Raw genomic sequence first — 17655 nt, forward strand, 5'->3', positions numbered from 1 at the left:
ATCATGGCAGCAGCAGTGCGCAAGCTTACGCTGCTCGACTGAACTGCAGCTGAATCACCAGGAATGGTAATGCTGGAAAAATGCGTCGTGATCGAGGGGCAGGCCAACATGAAAGCCTTGTATCCATTCGCAGCCCAGACTTTGCAGAATGTCGGCTTGCTCGGCTGTTTCGACCCCTTCAGCGATGACTTGGATATTCAAGCTCTTGGCTAACAGAATAATGGCCTGTACCAGTTCATAGTCGTGGCCGTCACCACTGAGGCCAGCAACGAAAGATTGGTCAATTTTGAGGGCGCTAACGGGCATGTTCTTGAGCTTGCCGAGGGAGGAATAACCGGTGCCAAAATCGTCAATCGCGAAATCTACGCCCATGTCGGTAAGAGCCTTGATTTGAATCGTGACTTCGCTAGTGGTGTTCATCATCAGTGATTCGGTGACTTCCAGCTCCAGCCATTGGGGTTCAAAACGCAGGCTTTGCAGAAGGTTTTGCACACGTTTGGCAAACTGGCCATCGATTTGAATGGCAGAGATATTTACCGCCAGTTTTTGCATTAACAAACCACGACGGCGCCAGCTTAGAAAATCTCGACACGCTTGCTCCAGTGCCCACATGCCGAGTTCGGCCATCAATCCGGTCGCTTCAGCGAGCGGAATAAATTCATTTGGAGCGATCGGGCCATGATGCTGGTGGGGCCAACGAAGTAACGCTTCAACCCGTTGCGGCTGCGACTGATCGATATGGAATTGGGCTTGATAGGCAAGGGTTAATTGTTTTTGTTCAATGGCTAGGCGCAATTCCTGCTCGAGATGAGCACGCTGAGGTTGATCGTCTTTTTCCTTGGCGTCGTACATACAATAACGATTACGGCCTTCGAGCTTGGCTTGATTCAAAGCTTTATCCGCGTGGCGCAAAAGCTCGTCAACCTGGCTGCCGTGTTGAGGAAATAAGCTGACCCCAGCACTGGCAAACACTGTTAATAAATGCCCCTGCAAACTGTATGGCTGAGCCAAGGCATGCAGTAAGTTTTGGCACTTGCCTGGAACGTGCTGCGGGTTGTCGACTTGAGTCAGAACGACAACAAATTCGTCGCCGCCCAGGCGAGAGCAAATATCCGATTCTCGGACGTTAGTGTGTAACCGTTGTGCGACATCGCGAAGCAGTAAATCGCCAATTGCGTGGCCCAAGGTATCGTTGATTTCTTTAAAGCGATCCAGGTCGATATACATCACCGCCGCTTGTTGCTGATTGCGATGCGCCATTTGCAGTGCATAGGTGAGGCGCTGGTACAGTAGTGAACGGTTGGGCAGGCCGGTGAGGCTGTCGTGATGGGCCATGTGTTCCAAGCTTTGCTGAGTTTTGCGCAGCTCAGTGATGTCACGTGCCACACCGATAACGCCCGTCACCTCCTGGTGGTCATCAAACAAGGGAGTTTTAGTCGTTTGCAGTAGCGCCAGCCGCTGCTGAGCGTCCTGAATCCATTCCTCCATGGTGCGAGCTTGGCGGTTGATAATAATGTCTTGATCGATTTGTTTTAGTACTTCGGTAAGTTCCGCGGAAAACACATCACTGTCGTGCAGCCCGATAATTTGCTCGGCGGGCTTGCCAACAAAACGTGCCGCAGCGTCGTTACAATAACGATAGTGGCCGTCACAATCCTTGATAAAAACGATATCGGGCAAGCTATCCAGAGTTTGTTGCAGGGCTTGATATTGCTGTCGCTGCTGTTGCCCATATATTCGACTGCGCTGCCACTGTAGCCATAACCAGAACAGCGGCAGCATGACCAATAGCAACAAAAACGCCACCAATAGGACTATCTGGTTCAGCTGCTGCCATTGAGGCTGTGCGCTGTTAAGCCATTGTGTATCTGCTGGCATCAAACGGCTGTTGAGGCCATATTGGAAAAACAGAGGCTCGTCCGCCAGCGTCCGCTTAGGTGTTTGCCAGTTCACTGCAATGTCGTTTATGGCGCTGCCCGCTAGCACATGCAGTGCTTGTTTGGCGGCCAGTTGGGCGTGCTGCTGATGGTCAACGACTACGCCGGCAACCATACCTTGGCCAATACCGTGGGCATAAACGTGTAGCAAGGGGGCTGGCGTTGATTGCTGAATAAAGCGCAGGGCTTCCTGAAAGGATTTATCCACCCCCTGACGGTCACGGTAACCAGATAACAATAACAGCGGCTGATGTGTACGCTGCAATTGCTGCTGCAGTTCGGCCCAGCTCAGCTGTTGTAACGACAATATGTCCATGGGCTGACCAATACTACGGCTGGCCACCTCAAGGGCCTTTAAATCAGCTTGTCCGGTGGGACGGCCATCAACAATCACTCTGAGCGGTTGTTGAAAAAAAAGTGTGCGGTACCAGGCCATAAATTCGGCCGCCGGGATGCCTTCGTATTGACCGGTATAACCGCCACTGCCACGTACGTTGCGAATCAGATCGCCATCGTTGACGCCCAAGAAAACGATCGGGGTATTGGGAAGTTGAGGCCTGGCGTAGCGATGTAACAGTCTCAGCGCGTTGTCATCTGAACTGATGATCAGGTCATAACTGGACAGTGGTCGCCGTAACTGCAACAAACTCAAAGCTTTTTGCAGATATTCCGCATTGTTGTTGTGCTTACTGTAGAGATATTCAACCTGCAGTTCGATAGGGTGGGGAGATTCTCGTTCGAGGGTATCGCGTAGACTGTCGATTATCAGGTGGCTGGTCGGAAAAAGCGGATCGTAGGACATCAGCAACAGCACCCGCTTTGGGGCGGGTTCTGCATGCAGTATTGATGTGATAAACAGTGCTAGCCAGCAGGCCAGCCAAATGGCTTTGTGCATCCCCAAACCTTAGTTGGGTGGGGATGCCCCTGGGTGCCGGGTTTGGCAGCTATGCTGAAAGTGACCAAGGTCATTTGGCTGCCAACCAAGCTGTTAAATCAGGCAATCTCCACTTCGTTACCGCGCTGCTCAAGCCAGCCCTTACGATCACTGGCACGCTTCTTCGCAAGCAGCATGTCCATCAACTCGTCCGTACCGTCTTCAGGATCCAGTGTCAGTTGCACCAGTCGACGGGTATTTGGGTCCATGGTCGTCTCGCGCAGCTGCATCGGGTTCATTTCCCCCAAGCCTTTAAAGCGCTGCACATTGACTTTGCCACGTTTTTTTTCTGCCTTTATGCGTTCCAGTATGCCCTGTTTCTCGGCTTCGTCCAGCGCGTAGTAGACGTCTTTTCCGACATCGATACGATACAGCGGAGGCATGGCCACATACACATGACCACGCTGAACCAGAGGGCGAAAATGGCGCAAAAATAGTGCGCACAAGAGGGTTGCGATATGTAAACCATCGGAGTCGGCATCGGCAAGGATGCAAATCTTGTTATAACGCAGTCCATCCAACTCTTGACCCGCCGGATCGATCCCCAGTGCGATGGCGATGTCGTGTACTTCCTGGGAGGCCAGAATTTCACCCGACTCGACTTCCCAGGTATTCAGAATCTTACCGCGCAGCGGCATGATGGCCTGGAACTCTCGATCTCTTGCCTGTTTGGCGCTGCCACCGGCCGAGTCACCTTCGACCAAAAACAGTTCTGAATGACTGCTGTCCTGGCTAGTACAGTCGGCCAACTTACCGGGCAATGCTGGCCCCTGGGTGATCTTTTTACGTGCGACTTTTTTGGCTTTGCGTAACCGGCTTTGGGCCGAGTTAATGGCCAGGTCAGCAATCAGCTCAGCTTCTGCAGTATGTTGGTTGAGCCACAAAGCAAAGGCGTCTTTGACCACACCCGAAATAAATGCCGACGCTTCGCGCGAAGACAGCCGCTCTTTGGTTTGGCCAGCAAACTGCGGGTCAGCCAATTTGGCAGACAGTACATAAGCACAGCGTTCCCAAATATCGTCTGGCGTCAGTTTGATGCCACGCGGAAGCAAATTGCGAAATTCACAGAACTCTCGCAAAGCATCTAACAGTCCTGAACGAAAGCCGTTAACGTGGGTGCCGCCCTGGGCGGTAGGAATCAGGTTGACGTAGCTTTCCTGCAGTAATTCACCGCCTTCTGGCAGCCAATGAACGGCCCAATCCACGCCTTCGGTATCGCCCAGCATGGAGCCGGTGAAGGGCTCTGCTGGCAATACCGTTTCCCCGCTGGCACTGATGCGCAGATAGTCGGTGAGGCCGTCTTCATAAAACCATTCACCGCTGTCCTCGGCATTAGGGGCGGTAAATTTAATTCGTAACCCTGGGCATAAAACGGCTTTGGCGCGTAAATTGTGCTTCAGCCTCGGAATGGAGAACTTAGCTGAATCAAAATACTTAGGGTCGGGCAGAAAGCGCACGCTAGTGCCGGTGCGGCGTTTGCCGCAGTTGTCGACGACCTCAAGATCGAGAGCCTTGTTGCCATCTTTAAAACCGATGCGCTGTACTTCGCCACCGCGCCAGATTTTGACTTCCAGCATCTTCGATAATGCATTCACCACCGACACCCCAACGCCGTGCAAGCCGCCGGAAAAACGGTAATTATCGTTGGAGAATTTGCCACCAGCGTGCAGTCGAGTAAGGATCAGCTCGACCCCGGATACGCCATGTTCCGGATGAATATCTGTTGGCATGCCGCGGCCATCATCTTGCACTGTCATGGAGCCGTCGGCATGTAGGGTGACCTCAATATTACTGGCGTGGCCAGCTAAGGCCTCATCCACCGAGTTATCGATGACTTCTTGCGCCAGGTGATTGGGGCGTGTGGTGTCTGTGTACATGCCCGGCCGCTTGCGCACCGGATCCAGGCCGCTCAGTACTTCAATGGATTGCGCGGTATATTGCTGTGACATAGCACCCTCAAAACTTGGATAGCCTGCTGAAACAACAGGCGCAGATTTCGCGTTGGTTGCGAGTATAGCGGTGGGCTAGCGCCTGGAAAACTGCATCAGCATAGGTAAACGCTGTTCGAAGTGGATGAAACTGTGATCACCACCGCCTTCAAGCCAAGCAGGGCAATCTTGGTAATACCTGGCAGCTTGACGATAATCCAGCGTTTCATCCCCAGTTTGCAGCAACAACAAAAGCCTGTGCGGTGCGGTTAAATGCGGGCAATACAGCTGCTCGAGCTGATCCATATGGGCATTGCTTAGTTCATGTACTTCGCCGGTATGAAAGTGCGTATTGGGGCCGAGATAGTCGGTTAGCAATTCAAATGGCCGCACCGCCGGGTTGATTAATGCCGCGCGCACTGAATATTGCTGTGCCAGCCAGGTGGCGTAATAGCCGCCCAGTGAGCTGCCGATCACCAATATGTGTTCTTCGCCATACGCTTGCATCAGCTCTTGAAGCTGTTGCTCAGCTTGAGCGATAGCCACTTCGGGTTCGAAGGCCAAAAAAGGAATTCGAAGACGCGCAGCGCATTCATGCTGTTGGTAAAAGCTGGCAACTTGCTGAGCTTTGAGGGAATCGGGGGAGCTTAGAAAACCGTGCAAATACAAACAGGCAGGTAAGGTCACTCAGTAGCCCTTAACGGAGTAATCAACTTCAAAATGAATGCCTTCAACTCGACTGACACCTGTGTCCAACCGACCATCGGCATGCAGTTCTAACCAGCGGTAGCCGGGCGGTAGCGTATCGACAGAAAAATCTTCTGAGCCTGGCTTGAATTGCACGCAGGTTGATGGGGTCGATAGTAGACGCACTCCGTTACGGATCTGATCACTTTCCTGGTGCACATGGCCCCACAGCAAACAGCGGACATTGGAATGGCGATCAATCACGTCAAGCAGCTGATCGGCATTGCGAATGCCGATTTTGTCGATCCAGCGGCTGCCCATATCAACGGGGTGGTGGTGGAAGGTCACCAAGGTGTGTAAATCCGGACGTTCGCTTAATGCTTGATCAAGAAACTCGAGCTCGGTATCGCTGATGCGACCGTAAACCTTGCCTTGCACCTGACTATTGATTAACACCACCTGCCAGTGTGACGCACGGACCACACGACTCAGATGATCGCCCGGAATATCCGCGCGTTGCATGGCAGTACGTTCATCATGATTGCCAGCTAGCCAGAATGAAGGCACTGGAAATCGATCGAGAGATTTACATAGATGTTGGTACGATTGTTCCGAGCCGTCCTGAGACAAGTCTCCGGTGACTAAAATTGCATCGATGTCCTGTTGTTCCTGACTGACCATATCAAGGACACATTGCAGGCTGTGCAAGGTTTTCATGCCCAACAGGTGCCCATCCTCAGGCCCATTGAGGTGCGTATCTGTAATCTGTACCAATCTTAATGAGCCCGACTGCTGTAACGTATACAAGCGGCACCTCATCCCTAAAATATTATTGTTTGTAACTTTAACCTGCAGTGTTGAAAACCCTGTGAGACCATGATCACAAACTCAAGGTGCCGGTACAAATTGGTCGTGGTTTTGTGCCAAACCGTGCTGCCAACAGTGATCCAGCCACTCTGCCAGAAAGCGATTAAGCTGCCATTTCTCATCTGGCATCAGCATCTGGTCATTGGGATAAGTATAGCGCCCCTGCAGTCGATGCTGATTTTGGTAGCGGACCACTTCTGCCATGCCGGCATCATGGTATAGCCGCACTTTCATTTGCGGTGGAGTGATCCATTGTCCGGGGGCACCGACCTGGCGTATATCAAGCATGCTGGTATAGGGATGCTCTTCTTCTATCAGAATAATGACCTGACTGTCGCTAGGCTCCAATACGAAGCAACGGCTATCTCCGGCCGATGCCCCGGCCAGTAAACGCATCAACCGTAAGTAATTGGCTTCACACTGTGCTGCCAGTTGTGGCAGATCCGGGACGTAGCGTTTGCGCATCTAAAAAACTCCAAACAATGCCGGCAGAGTAGCGAAAGTAGAGAACCATCGCCAATCGGTCCGCCAGTTCTGACACTAGTTGTTCTCTCATCAGCTGCCAACATTGCTGGCAAATAGAGCCATGGCTGGCAATAAACTTCAGGACACGGGGCTGAGGCTGAACCGCCAAAGCCGCTGTGTGAATCACTGGTTGGGCGAACTTGTGATGGAAAAGTGGCCATGCGTGTCATCACTGAGTCGTTAGCCTTTTGGCCTGGATGGCAACTTCAAATCGGTTTTTTGAGTGATGTGTGTGGCCCGTGGAGGAGAAATATTTTGCCAACGGCCTGTGCTCAATAAATGTTCAACTAGCCGTAGACAGGCTGAGTCTCGATGTTTACGCTGTAAACCTGACGCTGTGTTCCTCTCAGCGGCACAATAGCGCCATTTTACCCGAATTCTTTTCTGCTATGATCCAGCGCAACGGACTGAACCCCAATCGAATAAGGCCCTCTGTATGAAAAAACTGCTTGCCCTGTCGACGGCCATGTTGGTGGCCGGAATGGCGAACGCCACCGACCTGAGTACCATTTATCAACGTGCCGTAGCCAACGACGCAGAAGTGGCGGCTGCACGTGCCACCCGTGAAGCTAACGGCTATAACGTCACCATCGCTCGTGGTGGTTTGCTGCCCCAGGCGCAGTTGAGCTACAGCAGAATCAAGCATGACATTGATGGTCAGCAATACAGCGAAGCAGCAGGGTCTTACGTGGACTTTGATAGCGATTATACAGCTGGCAGCTTATCGGTTGAGGCTTCGCAAGCGTTATTTGATTTGAATAGCTGGTATACCTACCAAGCGGCTGTGGCAGGTGATGATGCGGCCGCCTATCAACTGCAACTGGCTGAACAGCAGCTGTTGCAACGTGTTGCCAAAGCCTATTTTGATGTATTGCGAGCTCAAGAAAATCTGTCCACTGCCCAGGCAGAAGAAAAAGCGGTTGGCCGCTCGTTAGAGCAAACCAAACAGCGCTTCGAAGTCGGTCTGATTGCCGTGACTGAGGTATTGGAAGCCCAGGCGACTTATGATTTGACGGCGGTTAATCTGATTGGCCAAGAAGCCGCTTTGGATATCAGCTACGAAGCGCTGGAAGTATTGACTGGAACTCGTTTCCAGGATGTTGCGCCGCTGCGCGATGATGTGCAAATGCAGATGCCAGCCCCTGCCGATGTCAGTGACTGGGTTTCCAGTGGCATGGAAAAATATGCTGGTATCTTGCTAGCGAAGGCTAATCAAGACAGCGTGCGTCTGCAGCGTAATGCTACCCGTTCCAACCATCTGCCAACAGTGAAACTGATCGGTAGTTACAGCGATGCTGATCAAATGCCGGTGTTGGATTATTCCCCCAAAGGAAACACCTCTAAATCTATCGGTATTCAGCTCTCTGTACCGCTGGTAGCAGGCGGCTCTCTTTATGGCCAAAGCAAGCAAGCAGCGAGTCAGCTGGCTGCGGCTGACTATCAGCTAGAAAGTCAGCGCCGTCAGGCTAAGCAGAATATTCGTAGCCTATATCGCCAGGTGCAAACCGATGTGCGCAACGTAAAGGCGCGTAAGCAAGCCATCGCTTCTGCCGAAAGTGCATTGGAAGCTACGGAAACTGGCTATGAGGTGGGTACGCGCAACATTGTTGAAGTACTGGATGCGCAGCGTAATTTGTATAGCGCCAAGCGTGACTATGCCAACGCTCGTTATGACTACATCATTAACTTGCTGAACCTGAAGTTCTTCGCTGGCACCTTAAATGAAGGTGACATCGCTGAACTGAACCAGTGGTTACAGGTTAACGCTTAAGTCTCTGGCAGCTGCATCATAGATGCAGCTGCTGCTCGACCATAGTTAACAATTGGGCAACCGCGCCGCGGTTGCGATCAACAGTTTCTTTTCCTGCCTTACCCATAGCTGCTCGTTGCTGTGGATTATTCAGCAGGTGGGTTAGCTGCTCACCCCATGATTGCTTCGAGGTTGGCAGTACCGTGAGTGCTCCAGCCTGTTCCAGCGTGGTGACGATACTGGCAAAGTTGGCGTAATGCGGCCCGCACACTGTGGCTTTTCCCAGTGCTGCTGGCTCAATTGGGTTGTGCCCACCGTGTTCAATCAGGCTGCCGCCCATCACCACCAGATCCGCTGCCGCCAAGAGCATTAACATCTCTCCCATGCTGTCAGCCACATATACCTGAGTAAGCTCATTGGCTTCACCCTTGCTGCGGCGCTGCAACTTCAGATTGCGTGAGTAGACGGCATTGGCAACGACGTCAAAGCGCTCGGGGTGGCGCGGAATCAACATCAATAACAGCCCGGGGCAATGAGCCGCTAGCAGTGGATACAGGTCCAATAACTGCTCATCTTCATCTGGATGGCTAGAGGCTAGCGCCAGTACTGGGCGCTTTGCTCCCCATTGCTGGCGCAGCTCGCTGCCGCGCTGCAGATGTTCATCGCCGACCTGAATATCAAACTTAACGCTACCGATTACGTCCATGCGGTTAGCGGGTAACCCGAGTTCAATAAAGCGTTGTCCATCGGTGCTGTTCTGCACTGCAACCCGTGTTAGTTGTTGCAGCATGGGAGCGGTTAGGGCCTCTAATCGCTGATAACCCTGCTTGGATTTCTCCGACAAGCGCGCATTGGCGAGGATCACCGGTAAGGCTCTTTGCTCACAGGCGTGCAGTAGATTGGGCCATAGCTCGGTTTCCATAATGACCAGTAGCCCTGGGTTTAAGGTGCGCAAAAAACGCTGCCAGAAAAACGGCACATCGTAAGGCAAAAACATATGATAAACGCGATCACCGAACAGGCGCTTAACCTGCTCTGAGCCGGTCGGCGTAGTGGTGGTAACAATCACCGGCACATTAGGGTGACGCTGCTGGAACGCTTTAATCCATGGCGCTGCTGCCAGGGTCTCACCGACCGATACCGCGTGCACCCACAAACCATTGGCGGCCGGTCTGTGCGGTAAAAAACCAAAGCGTTCACGCCAGCGTTGGCGGTAACCTGGATTCAGACGGCCGCGCCACCACAGGCGAGCGACCAAAACAGGGAGTAAACAGGTATACAGCAGAGTATAAAAAAAACGGGCCACGGACTATTTGAACCAAGCAAGTTTAAGATCAATGAAGCGGTCGCATAGTAGCACAATCACGGTGGCCAATATGCTAGACTGCGGCGCTTCGAATTAGGCTGTGACTGTAATCATGGATATTGCCCTTCCTGACTTTCACCAAGGCCGAGTGCTGGTTTTTGGCGATGTCATGCTGGACCGTTACTGGCAGGGTCCGACGTCTCGGATTTCTCCAGAAGCTCCGGTGCCCGTGGTGCGCATCGACGATATCGAAAATCGTGCTGGCGGTGCCGGTAACGTAGCGCTGAATATCGCCACTCTAGGCGCCCAAGCCGAACTGCTGGGTATCATTGGCAACGACGACAACGGTGAGGTGTTAAGCCAGCTGTTGGCACAACGCCAGGTCAGCTGTCACTTTCATCATCATCCTTTGCTGCCCACTATCACCAAGTTGCGCGTGATGAGTCGTCATCAGCAGCTGATTCGTCTCGACTTTGAAGAAGCGTTTGATGCCACCGACTTGAGCACCCTGTATCAAACGTTTGATCAAAAGCTTAGTCAGTCAGGGGCCGTGATTCTGTCCGACTATGGCAAGGGTGTATTGTCGAATCCACAACGCCTGATCGAAGCGGCGCGTCGTGCACAGGTTCCGGTGCTGGTCGACCCCAAAGGCACCGATTTTGAGCGTTATCGCGGTGCCACCCTGATTACCCCAAATTTGAATGAATTTGAGGCCGTGGTTGGCCCAGCCAAAGATGACGCTACCTTAGTGGCGAAGGGGCGTACCCTGATTCAAGATTTTGACCTGCAGGCCTTGCTGGTCACGCGCAGTGAAAAAGGTATGACCTTGATTACTGCCAAGGGAGATCCTTTGCATCTGCCGACTCGGGCACGCGAGGTGTTTGACGTGACTGGCGCCGGCGATACCGTAATTTCTGTTGTCGCTACGGCTTTAGCCGCTGGTGTCGATTTAGCCGACGCGGTGGCATTGGCCAATACTGCGGCCGGCATTGTGGTGGGCAAATTGGGCACGGCGACCGTCACCACTGAAGAGCTGCGTGCTGAGCTGCGTAGTGAGCATCATCAAGGTGCTGGTTTGTTTGATGAAGACAGCTTGTTACTGCAAGTCGCCGAAGCGCGAGCCCGCGGTGAAACTCTGGTGATGACCAACGGCTGCTTTGACATCATTCACCCAGGTCATGTGCAGTACTTGAAAGAAGCCAAGGCATTAGGCGCACGCTTACTGGTGGCGGTCAATTCTGACGATTCGGTTAAGCGCTTAAAAGGTGATAGCCGGCCGATTAATCCGCTTGAACATCGAATGGCGGTGTTGGCGGCCTTGGAGAGTGTCGATTGGGTGGTGCCGTTTAGCGAAGACACTCCCGAGCGACTGATTTGCCGAGTGTTGCCCGACGTATTGGTCAAAGGCGGCGACTACCGCATTGAAGACATCGCTGGCGGCCAATGTGTGCAGGATAACGGTGGTGAGGTGATCGTGTTGAGCTTTAAAGATAATTGCTCCACCTCGGCCATCGTCAAACGAATTCAGGAGAGCGAAGCATGATTATCGTAACAGGCGGTGCGGGTTTTATTGGCAGCAACCTAGTTAAAGCGCTGAATGATGAAGGTCGTACTGACATCATCGTGGTGGACGATCTCAGCGATGGCAAACAGTTCTATAACATCAGTGACTGCGACATTGCCGATTATCTCGATAAAGACGATTTTCTTGCCCGAGTAAAAGCCAACGACGGCATTCTCGATGACGTTGAAGCCATCTTCCATCAGGGCGCTTGTTCTGCCACCACTGAGTGGGATGGCAAGTTTATGATGGCCAATAACTACCAGTACTCCAAAGTATTGCTGCATGCCTGTTTGGCCAAGGGTATTCAGTTTTTGTACGCCTCCAGTGCATCTGTATATGGTGGCAGCGAGGTTTTCCAAGAGGTTCGTGAACACGAAAAACCACTCAACGTTTATGGCTACTCCAAATGGCAGTTCGACCAGTACGTGCGCCGTTTGCAAAGCGGCTTCAGCTCGCAAGTGGTAGGCTTTCGCTACTTTAACGTTTATGGCCCTCGCGAACAGCATAAAGGTTCGATGGCGTCGGTCGCATTCCACTTTAACAACCAACTGCAAGATAACGGCGTGTGCAAACTGTTTGGTGGCAGTGGTGGTTATGGTGATGGTGAGCAGCGTCGCGACTTTGTTTATGTCGCCGATGTCGTGAAGGTGAATTTATGGTTCTGGAAGCATGCTAACAAGAGTGGCATTTTTAACCTAGGCACGGGCCGCTGTCAGAGCTTTAACGACGTCGCCGATGCCGTATTAGCTTGGCATCAGGCTAACGGCTTGAGTGGTCGTAAGGAATACGTTCCTTTCCCTGAGCATTTAAAAGGTGCCTATCAGAGCTTTACCGAGGCCGATATCACTGCGTTGCGCGAGGCTGGTTATGACGCGCCTTTCGCTACGGTAGAGCAAGGTGTCAGCGCTTATATGGATTGCCTCAATGGCTAAGGCAGGTTTCTTTCAGGCGATGCCGAAGTCGTTGTGGCATCCAAAGCATTGGCTTACCTGGCTCGGTGTCGGCTGTTTAAACCTGATGACGCGGTTGCCGTACAAGGCTCAGCTGTGGATTGGTCGTCAGCTCGGTTTGCTGCTGCATCGTTTTGGCAAGCAGCGACGACACATCACCGAAGTGAACATCCAGCTGTGCTTTCCGGAAAAAACTCAGGCTGAGCGTCAGGCACTGGTGCAACAGATTTTTATCGATAACGGCATCGGCCTGATGGAAACCATGATGGCTTGGTTTAGAAAGCCAGACTACCTGCTGTCACGCACCCGCTTTCATGGTTTTGAACAAATCGCCGAGCAGTTGCAGCAAGGACGAGGCGTGATGCTGTTGGGTGCACACTACAGCATGCTCGATCTGGCTGGCGCCTTGGTGTCGAATGTGCAGCCGGTGAATATTAGCTATCGGCCGCAAGACAATGGGGTAATGAACTATTTGATGGAACGTGGCCGTGCGCGGCTGTATCAACGTTGTTTCACCCGTAAGGATATTCGTGGCTTTATCCGCACGCTGAAGCAAGGTGAAGTGTTGTGGTATGCCCAGGATCAGGATTTTGGCCGTAAGAATAGCGTCTTTGTCGACTTTTTTGGTATGCCAGCCGCCACCATTACCGCGACCTCACGCATTGCGAAAGCCGGCAATGCCGTGGTGATGCCCATCACCTATTTCCGCAATGACGACAACTCTGGCTATGACATTACTGTGCATCCGCCGTTGGATATTCCCAGTGGCGATGATGCCACAGATGCACGCATGGCCAATGCATTTCTGGAGCAGCAATTACGGCAGCACCCGAGCCAGTATTTGTGGCTGCACAAACGCTTTAAAACCCGTCCAGATAAGTCAGAAAAGAAAGGCTTATTGTATCGGCGTTAGTGACTGGCCCTCGGGCCAGCTTGGGGCCTTTTGACTGAGCGTTAACAGGCCCTGATTAATCGACGACTTCCATCAAAATCATCTGGCCTTCGCCGTACTCCACTGAGCCGACCCTCAGATCCATGCGTTTGTCGTTGGTGGCGGAGCCTAACTTCTCCAGCCTCTCAAACGGCTTAGGAATCAGGTGTACGCCCTTCAAATCGAGATCCTGTTTGTTGCCTGGGTCGTAGAATAAGGCACCGATCAACTTCATTAGCCGTTTAATATTATCGAGCAAGTGGCGATCTAACATTTGATCGCGCAAACAGTGTTGCAAAACATCCGGGGCAGCACCTTCGTAGGAGCAGCCTAAAATGGCGGCGGCGCGTAAATCTAGGATGCACACGGCCTTAATATTGGCTTGGTCGTGATCGCAAAATAGACTGACAACATAAGGCAAATGGCGATAGTCAATGCTGCGCATATCCGTTGGCTCCAGCACAATTGGATTGTGGCTAACGCCATTGATAACGGTTGTTAAAGCGCTGACGGCAGGCAAATGTAGATCGTAGGTGGTTTGATCCGTTTGCTCGCGCGATAGAATTTCTTCACCTTCGACGGCGCCTTGAATAATGGGCAACAAGGCTTTTTGGAACTCGTCCATTTCAAACGGCTTATGCAGCACAAACAAAGCCCCGGCGGACCTGGCCTCTTGAATACGCTCTGGACTGGTTTCGGTGGTCACTAAGCCAAAGCGAATGCCCAACATCTGGCGATTGCATTCCTGCATTAGGTCCAGGCCGCTCATATTGGGCATATGCCAGTCGGTAATGACCAGCTCTGGCTCCCAGGTGCGGATGATATCTAATGCCTCACTGCCGTCGCTGGCCAGTTTAAACTCAATATCGGCATATCCGGCCTTTTCCAGTGAACGGCGGATAATGGTTTGCATTGCTGGGCTGTCGTCTACGATCAGAAACTTCATGCGGCCTCCTGTTGCTGTCGCCAGTATAGAACAGCTTGACGTCTGCCATCGTCGAGCCAGTATGTAAACAGTACCTATCAGTGGGTGAGTTATGACCTTGTACGGTTGGCTGGCGATTGGTCAGTTGGGATTCTTCTGGCTGGCAACGTTGGCAGCACTAGTGTTGATTTGGCGTCAAAAGCAGACTCAGATCATGGAGTTGTTGCATGCCAATGATCATCTGCTGCAGCAATTACAGCAGCAACAGCAGCATATTGACGACAGTACGGAGCAGCAGCAGAAAGTTGGCTCAGCGCTTGATGAGGTCTGCACTGAGCTGGCGGAGATGGGCAGTTTAGAAGTCGACGCCGAGGAGCTGGAGCAGATGCGTACCTTGATGGAGCAGCAGAAGTCGGCCTTTAAGCAATACCTGGAAAACGAAGAACACGACAAAGAAGAGCTGCAGCGGCGCTTTGATGAACTGAGTAAGGCGTACGATAAGGCGCAAAGACTCTTGGAAAAATATCAAACTACGCAACAAAACATGAGCGAAGCGGCACGTCATCTCAAACAAAAAGTCGGCGCCATGAGCCGTGAGGTACAGTCCCTGAAAACCCTCAAAGTCACCAGTGACCGACTGAAGAGAGAAAAGCAAAGATTGCAGGAAAAGGTCACCGCGTTAAAACAGCAGTGTCAGGAAGAAAAGCTGCTCAACCGTAGTCTGTCGGAAGAATTGAAACTGAGTTTCCGCGCATCGGAAGTGAAGGAAATACGCGATGAGTTGAACCAGGCTGAGGAATCACTGAAGCGGACGTTGGCGGAGAAGGAGTTTGTCGAGCGACATTTTCTTGAGTTAGCAGAGCAAGAAGACGTTGACGAGCTAAGGGAACAGTTGGAACGTAAGCAACGCGAAGTGCAGTTTTTGGAGCAAGCCGTGTTGGATATGGATTCTGATCAGCAGCCAGACGGTGAGCCTCAGGAGCCACAATAGCCCATCTAATCGGTGGTTATTCCTGTTACTTGCAAAAAGGTTTCTTGCAGCACCTGCACGTCATTGGCTGCTCTATGGCGATGAAACGCTTGTTGCTGCCACAGTTGCTGTTTGGTGTCGTGCCATATTTCCATTTGCTCTGGGGTAAGCAATTTGTTGATGGTCTCAATTCGAAATCTTTGTACCAATTCTGCTTCTTCGAACAGGCGTCCAACCCAACTGGAATCAAAACTCCAGGCATCCGAGTAGAGTGTCTTGTTGGCCAATAATTGGTTCATTTGTAGCGCTACTTCCCGCACGCTGACGCCATCAGCGAGCAGCAGCTCGCGACTAATACCATGAATCTGTTCGGCTTCGTCACTCCAGTGTTGCCAGTTCGCAGCCGGGCGAATCAGGTAACTGTGCACGACACGATCTTCTAAAGCAAAGCCTACCTCAATGGGGTAGCTGCCACGGCCAAAGCCGGAGGCCTCTAAATCAATGATCGCTGGAAGCTGTTGAGACACGCACGTCGCCTTTGTTGTTTCTTGCCAGTGTGACCCATCTGGGGGCGCTATTCTAGGGCTCCCAGGCAGATCAAACTATAGATAAGTCTAAAACTTGGACAAAGGTGCCACGCGCATCACTTCGGCAACGGTGGTCATGCCAGCGGCGACTTTATGGGCGCCACTTAAACGCAGGCTGTGCATGCCTTCCTTCATTGCCGCCTGGCGCAGCTTGATCAAATCGGTGTTGTCATCAATCTGGGTCATTAATTGTTCCGTCAATGGCATAACCTCGTAAATACCCATGCGGCCCATAAAGCCGGTATCACGACATTCGAGACAGCCTTTAGGAGCACATATTTGTTCCGGCTTTTTCACCAGCCAGGGTGTAGTGAGCTGCTTCCAGGCGTCGTCGTCGACGGTGTCAGGCTGTTTGCAGTGAGGGCAGAGGGTGCGCACTAGACGTTGTGCCATAATGCCCAGCACGCTTGAGCGCAGCAAATAGGGGGGTAATCCTAATTCTAACAAGCGTGTAATAGCACTGGGGGCGTCATTGGTGTGCAGCGTAGATAAGACCAAGTGACCGGTTAAAGCGGCTTGCACGGCGATCTCAGCGGTTTCCAAATCGCGTACCTCTCCCACCATGATGATATCAGGGTCTTGTCGCATCAAGGCTCGCACCCCGCTGGCGAAATCAAGCTCGATGTTATTCTGTACCTGCATCTGATTAAACGCCGGCTCCACCATTTCAATAGGATCTTCGATGGTAGAAACATTGACCTCGGGAGTAGCAAGCTGTTTGAGTGTTGAGTACAGAGTGGTGGTTTTACCAGAGCCGGTTGGACCGGTAACAAAGACGATGCCGTGGTTGTTTTCTGTCATGGTGTGCCAGCGGCGATTGTCTTCGCGGCTGAAGCCCAGTTCAGAGAATGAGCGTACCAGTACTTGTGGGTCAAAGACCCTCATCACCAGTTTTTCACCAAAGGCGGTGGGCAAGGTAGACAGCCGCAGCTCGACTTCATTACCAGCCGGTGTTTTAGTTTTTAAGCGGCCATCCTGGGGTTTGCGCTTTTCGGCGATGTTCATACGGCCAAGGGATTTAATCCTGGCTACTACTGCCATGCCGACTTGCGCTGGCAGTTCGTAAACGGTATGCAAAACGCCATCGATACGAAAGCGCACGTGACCAATCTCTCGCCGTGGCTCCAGGTGAATATCACTGGCGCGCTGCTCAAAGGCATACTGCAATAACCAGTCGACAATATTAACGATGTGTTCGTCATTGGCATCGGGGGCCTTTGCTTTTCCCAGTTCCAGCATGGACTCGAGATTTTGCACGCCGCTGGCACCCTTGTGTGCTTGGCGCGCCCGGCTGACAGAGTTGGCCAGCTGATAAAACTCAACCCTGTGCCGTTCAATGTCGCTAGGTGGTGATAAAACTCGAGTTACCTGGCGGCGACTGACGTGCTCAATATTGCTCACCCAGCCCGATACTTCAGGTTCAGCACAGGCAACAATGACCTCATCAGCGCTTACTTTGACGGGTAAGATCCGCTGCCGCTCAGCAAAGGCATACGACATGATTTCAGTAATGGCGGTGACGTCTACTTCTAGCGGATCAATGTGGTAGTAGCCCAGCTTGTGTTGGTCGGCCAGCCATTGAGTGAGAACATCTTCGGTGAGTAATTTTTTGCTGCGTTGATCAGCAAAACCCTGACGAGCGATCAAGGTCAGAGGGTGAAGCTCAGCCTCATCAGCGTTGCGACGAATCGACAATCCGGCGTGATAGTCTTCGTCAGACAATAGGCCGTCGCGACGCAAACCCTCAATCAGAGTTGATAACGAGGTGAAGCGATCGGCCTGGGCATGCATAGT

General features: G+C 52.2%; 14 protein-coding genes. 5 read left to right on the plus strand and 9 right to left on the minus strand.

Translation table 11 applies throughout. The features are described from left to right. Window positions 1-54: 54 nt before the first annotated feature. The 5 genes from AC55FS_RS02615 to AC55FS_RS02635 all read right to left on the minus strand — a co-directional run bounded on the left by AC55FS_RS02615 (window position 55) and on the right by AC55FS_RS02635 (window position 6818). Window positions 55-2832: an EAL domain-containing protein gene (locus AC55FS_RS02615; RefSeq protein ID WP_496934512.1), complete on the minus strand. Its 2778-nt coding sequence runs from the start codon at window positions 2830-2832 to the stop codon at window positions 55-57. A gap of 98 nt (window positions 2833-2930) precedes the next feature. Further along, a complete protein-coding gene (gene parE / locus AC55FS_RS02620) occupies window positions 2931-4820 on the minus strand; it encodes a DNA topoisomerase IV subunit B (RefSeq protein WP_496934513.1) in 1890 nt (629 codons plus the stop codon). Between the two features lie 75 nt (window positions 4821-4895). Then, window positions 4896-5486 carry a YqiA/YcfP family alpha/beta fold hydrolase gene (locus AC55FS_RS02625; RefSeq protein WP_496934514.1) on the minus strand — a complete coding sequence of 197 codons (591 nt, stop codon included), beginning with the start codon at window positions 5484-5486 and terminating at the stop codon, window positions 4896-4898. Next, window positions 5487-6305 carry a 3',5'-cyclic-AMP phosphodiesterase gene (cpdA, locus tag AC55FS_RS02630; RefSeq protein WP_496934515.1) on the minus strand — a complete coding sequence of 273 codons (819 nt, stop codon included), beginning with the start codon at window positions 6303-6305 and terminating at the stop codon, window positions 5487-5489. Window positions 6306-6374: 69 nt separating this feature from the next. Then, the gene (locus AC55FS_RS02635; protein WP_496934516.1) at window positions 6375-6818 is read right to left on the minus strand and encodes a DUF1249 domain-containing protein; all 444 of its coding nucleotides are present in this window, start codon (window positions 6816-6818) and stop codon (window positions 6375-6377) included. 496 nt (window positions 6819-7314) lie between these two features. Here AC55FS_RS02635 and AC55FS_RS02640 point away from each other — a divergent pair, with 496 nt between their 5' ends. Next, window positions 7315-8649: a TolC family outer membrane protein gene (locus tag AC55FS_RS02640; protein WP_496934517.1), complete on the plus strand. Its 1335-nt coding sequence runs from the start codon at window positions 7315-7317 to the stop codon at window positions 8647-8649. A 16-nt stretch (window positions 8650-8665) separates the two neighbouring features. On the opposite strand, the gene waaA is transcribed toward AC55FS_RS02640, so the two are convergent. Continuing rightward, entirely contained in the window at window positions 8666-9934 is a 1269-nt protein-coding gene (waaA, locus tag AC55FS_RS02645) for a lipid IV(A) 3-deoxy-D-manno-octulosonic acid transferase (RefSeq protein WP_496934518.1), read from the minus strand. A gap of 112 nt (window positions 9935-10046) precedes the next feature. Here waaA and hldE point away from each other — a divergent pair, with 112 nt between their 5' ends. Genes hldE through lpxL form a run of 3 tightly spaced genes read left to right on the plus strand, consistent with a single transcriptional unit; the run spans window position 10047 to window position 13361 of the window. Continuing rightward, window positions 10047-11477: a bifunctional D-glycero-beta-D-manno-heptose-7-phosphate kinase/D-glycero-beta-D-manno-heptose 1-phosphate adenylyltransferase HldE gene (hldE, locus tag AC55FS_RS02650; protein ID WP_496935933.1), complete on the plus strand. Its 1431-nt coding sequence runs from the start codon at window positions 10047-10049 to the stop codon at window positions 11475-11477. Continuing rightward, entirely contained in the window at window positions 11474-12430 is a 957-nt protein-coding gene (rfaD, locus tag AC55FS_RS02655) for an ADP-glyceromanno-heptose 6-epimerase (protein WP_496934519.1), read from the plus strand. The genes hldE and rfaD overlap by 4 nt, the downstream gene beginning before the upstream one ends. Further along, window positions 12423-13361, plus strand: a complete 939-nt coding sequence (lpxL, locus tag AC55FS_RS02660; RefSeq protein ID WP_496934520.1) for an LpxL/LpxP family Kdo(2)-lipid IV(A) lauroyl/palmitoleoyl acyltransferase — start codon at window positions 12423-12425, stop codon at window positions 13359-13361. The genes rfaD and lpxL overlap by 8 nt, the downstream gene beginning before the upstream one ends. Window positions 13362-13416: 55 nt before the next feature. Here lpxL and AC55FS_RS02665 read toward each other — a convergent pair whose 3' ends face one another. After that, window positions 13417-14325: a response regulator gene (locus AC55FS_RS02665; protein WP_496934521.1), complete on the minus strand. Its 909-nt coding sequence runs from the start codon at window positions 14323-14325 to the stop codon at window positions 13417-13419. A 91-nt stretch (window positions 14326-14416) separates the two neighbouring features. On the opposite strand from AC55FS_RS02665, the gene AC55FS_RS02670 reads away from it, so the two are divergent. Beyond that, on the plus strand, window positions 14417-15295 hold the full coding sequence (locus AC55FS_RS02670; RefSeq protein ID WP_496934522.1) for a hypothetical protein: 879 nt from the start codon (window positions 14417-14419) through the stop codon (window positions 15293-15295). Window positions 15296-15300: 5 nt separating this feature from the next. Here the strand turns inward: AC55FS_RS02670 and AC55FS_RS02675 are convergent, their stop codons facing one another. Together AC55FS_RS02675 and tfpB are read right to left on the minus strand one after the other, a co-directional pair. Further along, window positions 15301-15801, minus strand: coding sequence for a 3'-5' exonuclease (locus AC55FS_RS02675; RefSeq protein ID WP_496934523.1), 501 nt, complete (start codon window positions 15799-15801; stop codon window positions 15301-15303). A gap of 87 nt (window positions 15802-15888) precedes the next feature. After that, complete coding sequence (gene tfpB, locus AC55FS_RS02680) at window positions 15889-17652, minus strand: type IV pilus assembly ATPase TfpB (protein WP_496934524.1); 1764 nt, start codon at window positions 17650-17652, stop codon at window positions 15889-15891. Window positions 17653-17655: the final 3 nt, after the last annotated feature.

Source organism: Bacterioplanes sp. CLAM21, assembly GCF_059641015.1.

Bases quoted from the DNA above. Each gene is read 5' to 3' on its own strand.
- AC55FS_RS02615 (WP_496934512.1), bottom strand. From the start codon at position 2,832: ATGCACAAAGCCATTTGGCTGGCCTGCTGGCTAGCACTGTTTATCACA.
- parE (WP_496934513.1), bottom strand. From the start codon at position 4,820: ATGTCACAGCAATATACCGCGCAATCCATTGAAGTACTGAGCGGCCTG.
- cpdA (WP_496934515.1), bottom strand. From the start codon at position 6,305: ATGAGGTGCCGCTTGTATACGTTACAGCAGTCGGGCTCATTAAGATTG.
- AC55FS_RS02635 (WP_496934516.1), bottom strand. From the start codon at position 6,818: ATGCGCAAACGCTACGTCCCGGATCTGCCACAACTGGCAGCACAGTGT.
- AC55FS_RS02640 (WP_496934517.1), top strand. From the start codon at position 7,315: ATGAAAAAACTGCTTGCCCTGTCGACGGCCATGTTGGTGGCCGGAATG.
- hldE (WP_496935933.1), top strand. From the start codon at position 10,047: ATGGATATTGCCCTTCCTGACTTTCACCAAGGCCGAGTGCTGGTTTTT.
- rfaD (WP_496934519.1), top strand. From the start codon at position 11,474: ATGATTATCGTAACAGGCGGTGCGGGTTTTATTGGCAGCAACCTAGTT.
- lpxL (WP_496934520.1), top strand. From the start codon at position 12,423: ATGGCTAAGGCAGGTTTCTTTCAGGCGATGCCGAAGTCGTTGTGGCAT.
- AC55FS_RS02665 (WP_496934521.1), bottom strand. From the start codon at position 14,325: ATGAAGTTTCTGATCGTAGACGACAGCCCAGCAATGCAAACCATTATC.
- AC55FS_RS02670 (WP_496934522.1), top strand. From the start codon at position 14,417: ATGACCTTGTACGGTTGGCTGGCGATTGGTCAGTTGGGATTCTTCTGG.
- tfpB (WP_496934524.1), bottom strand. From the start codon at position 17,652: ATGCATGCCCAGGCCGATCGCTTCACCTCGTTATCAACTCTGATTGAG.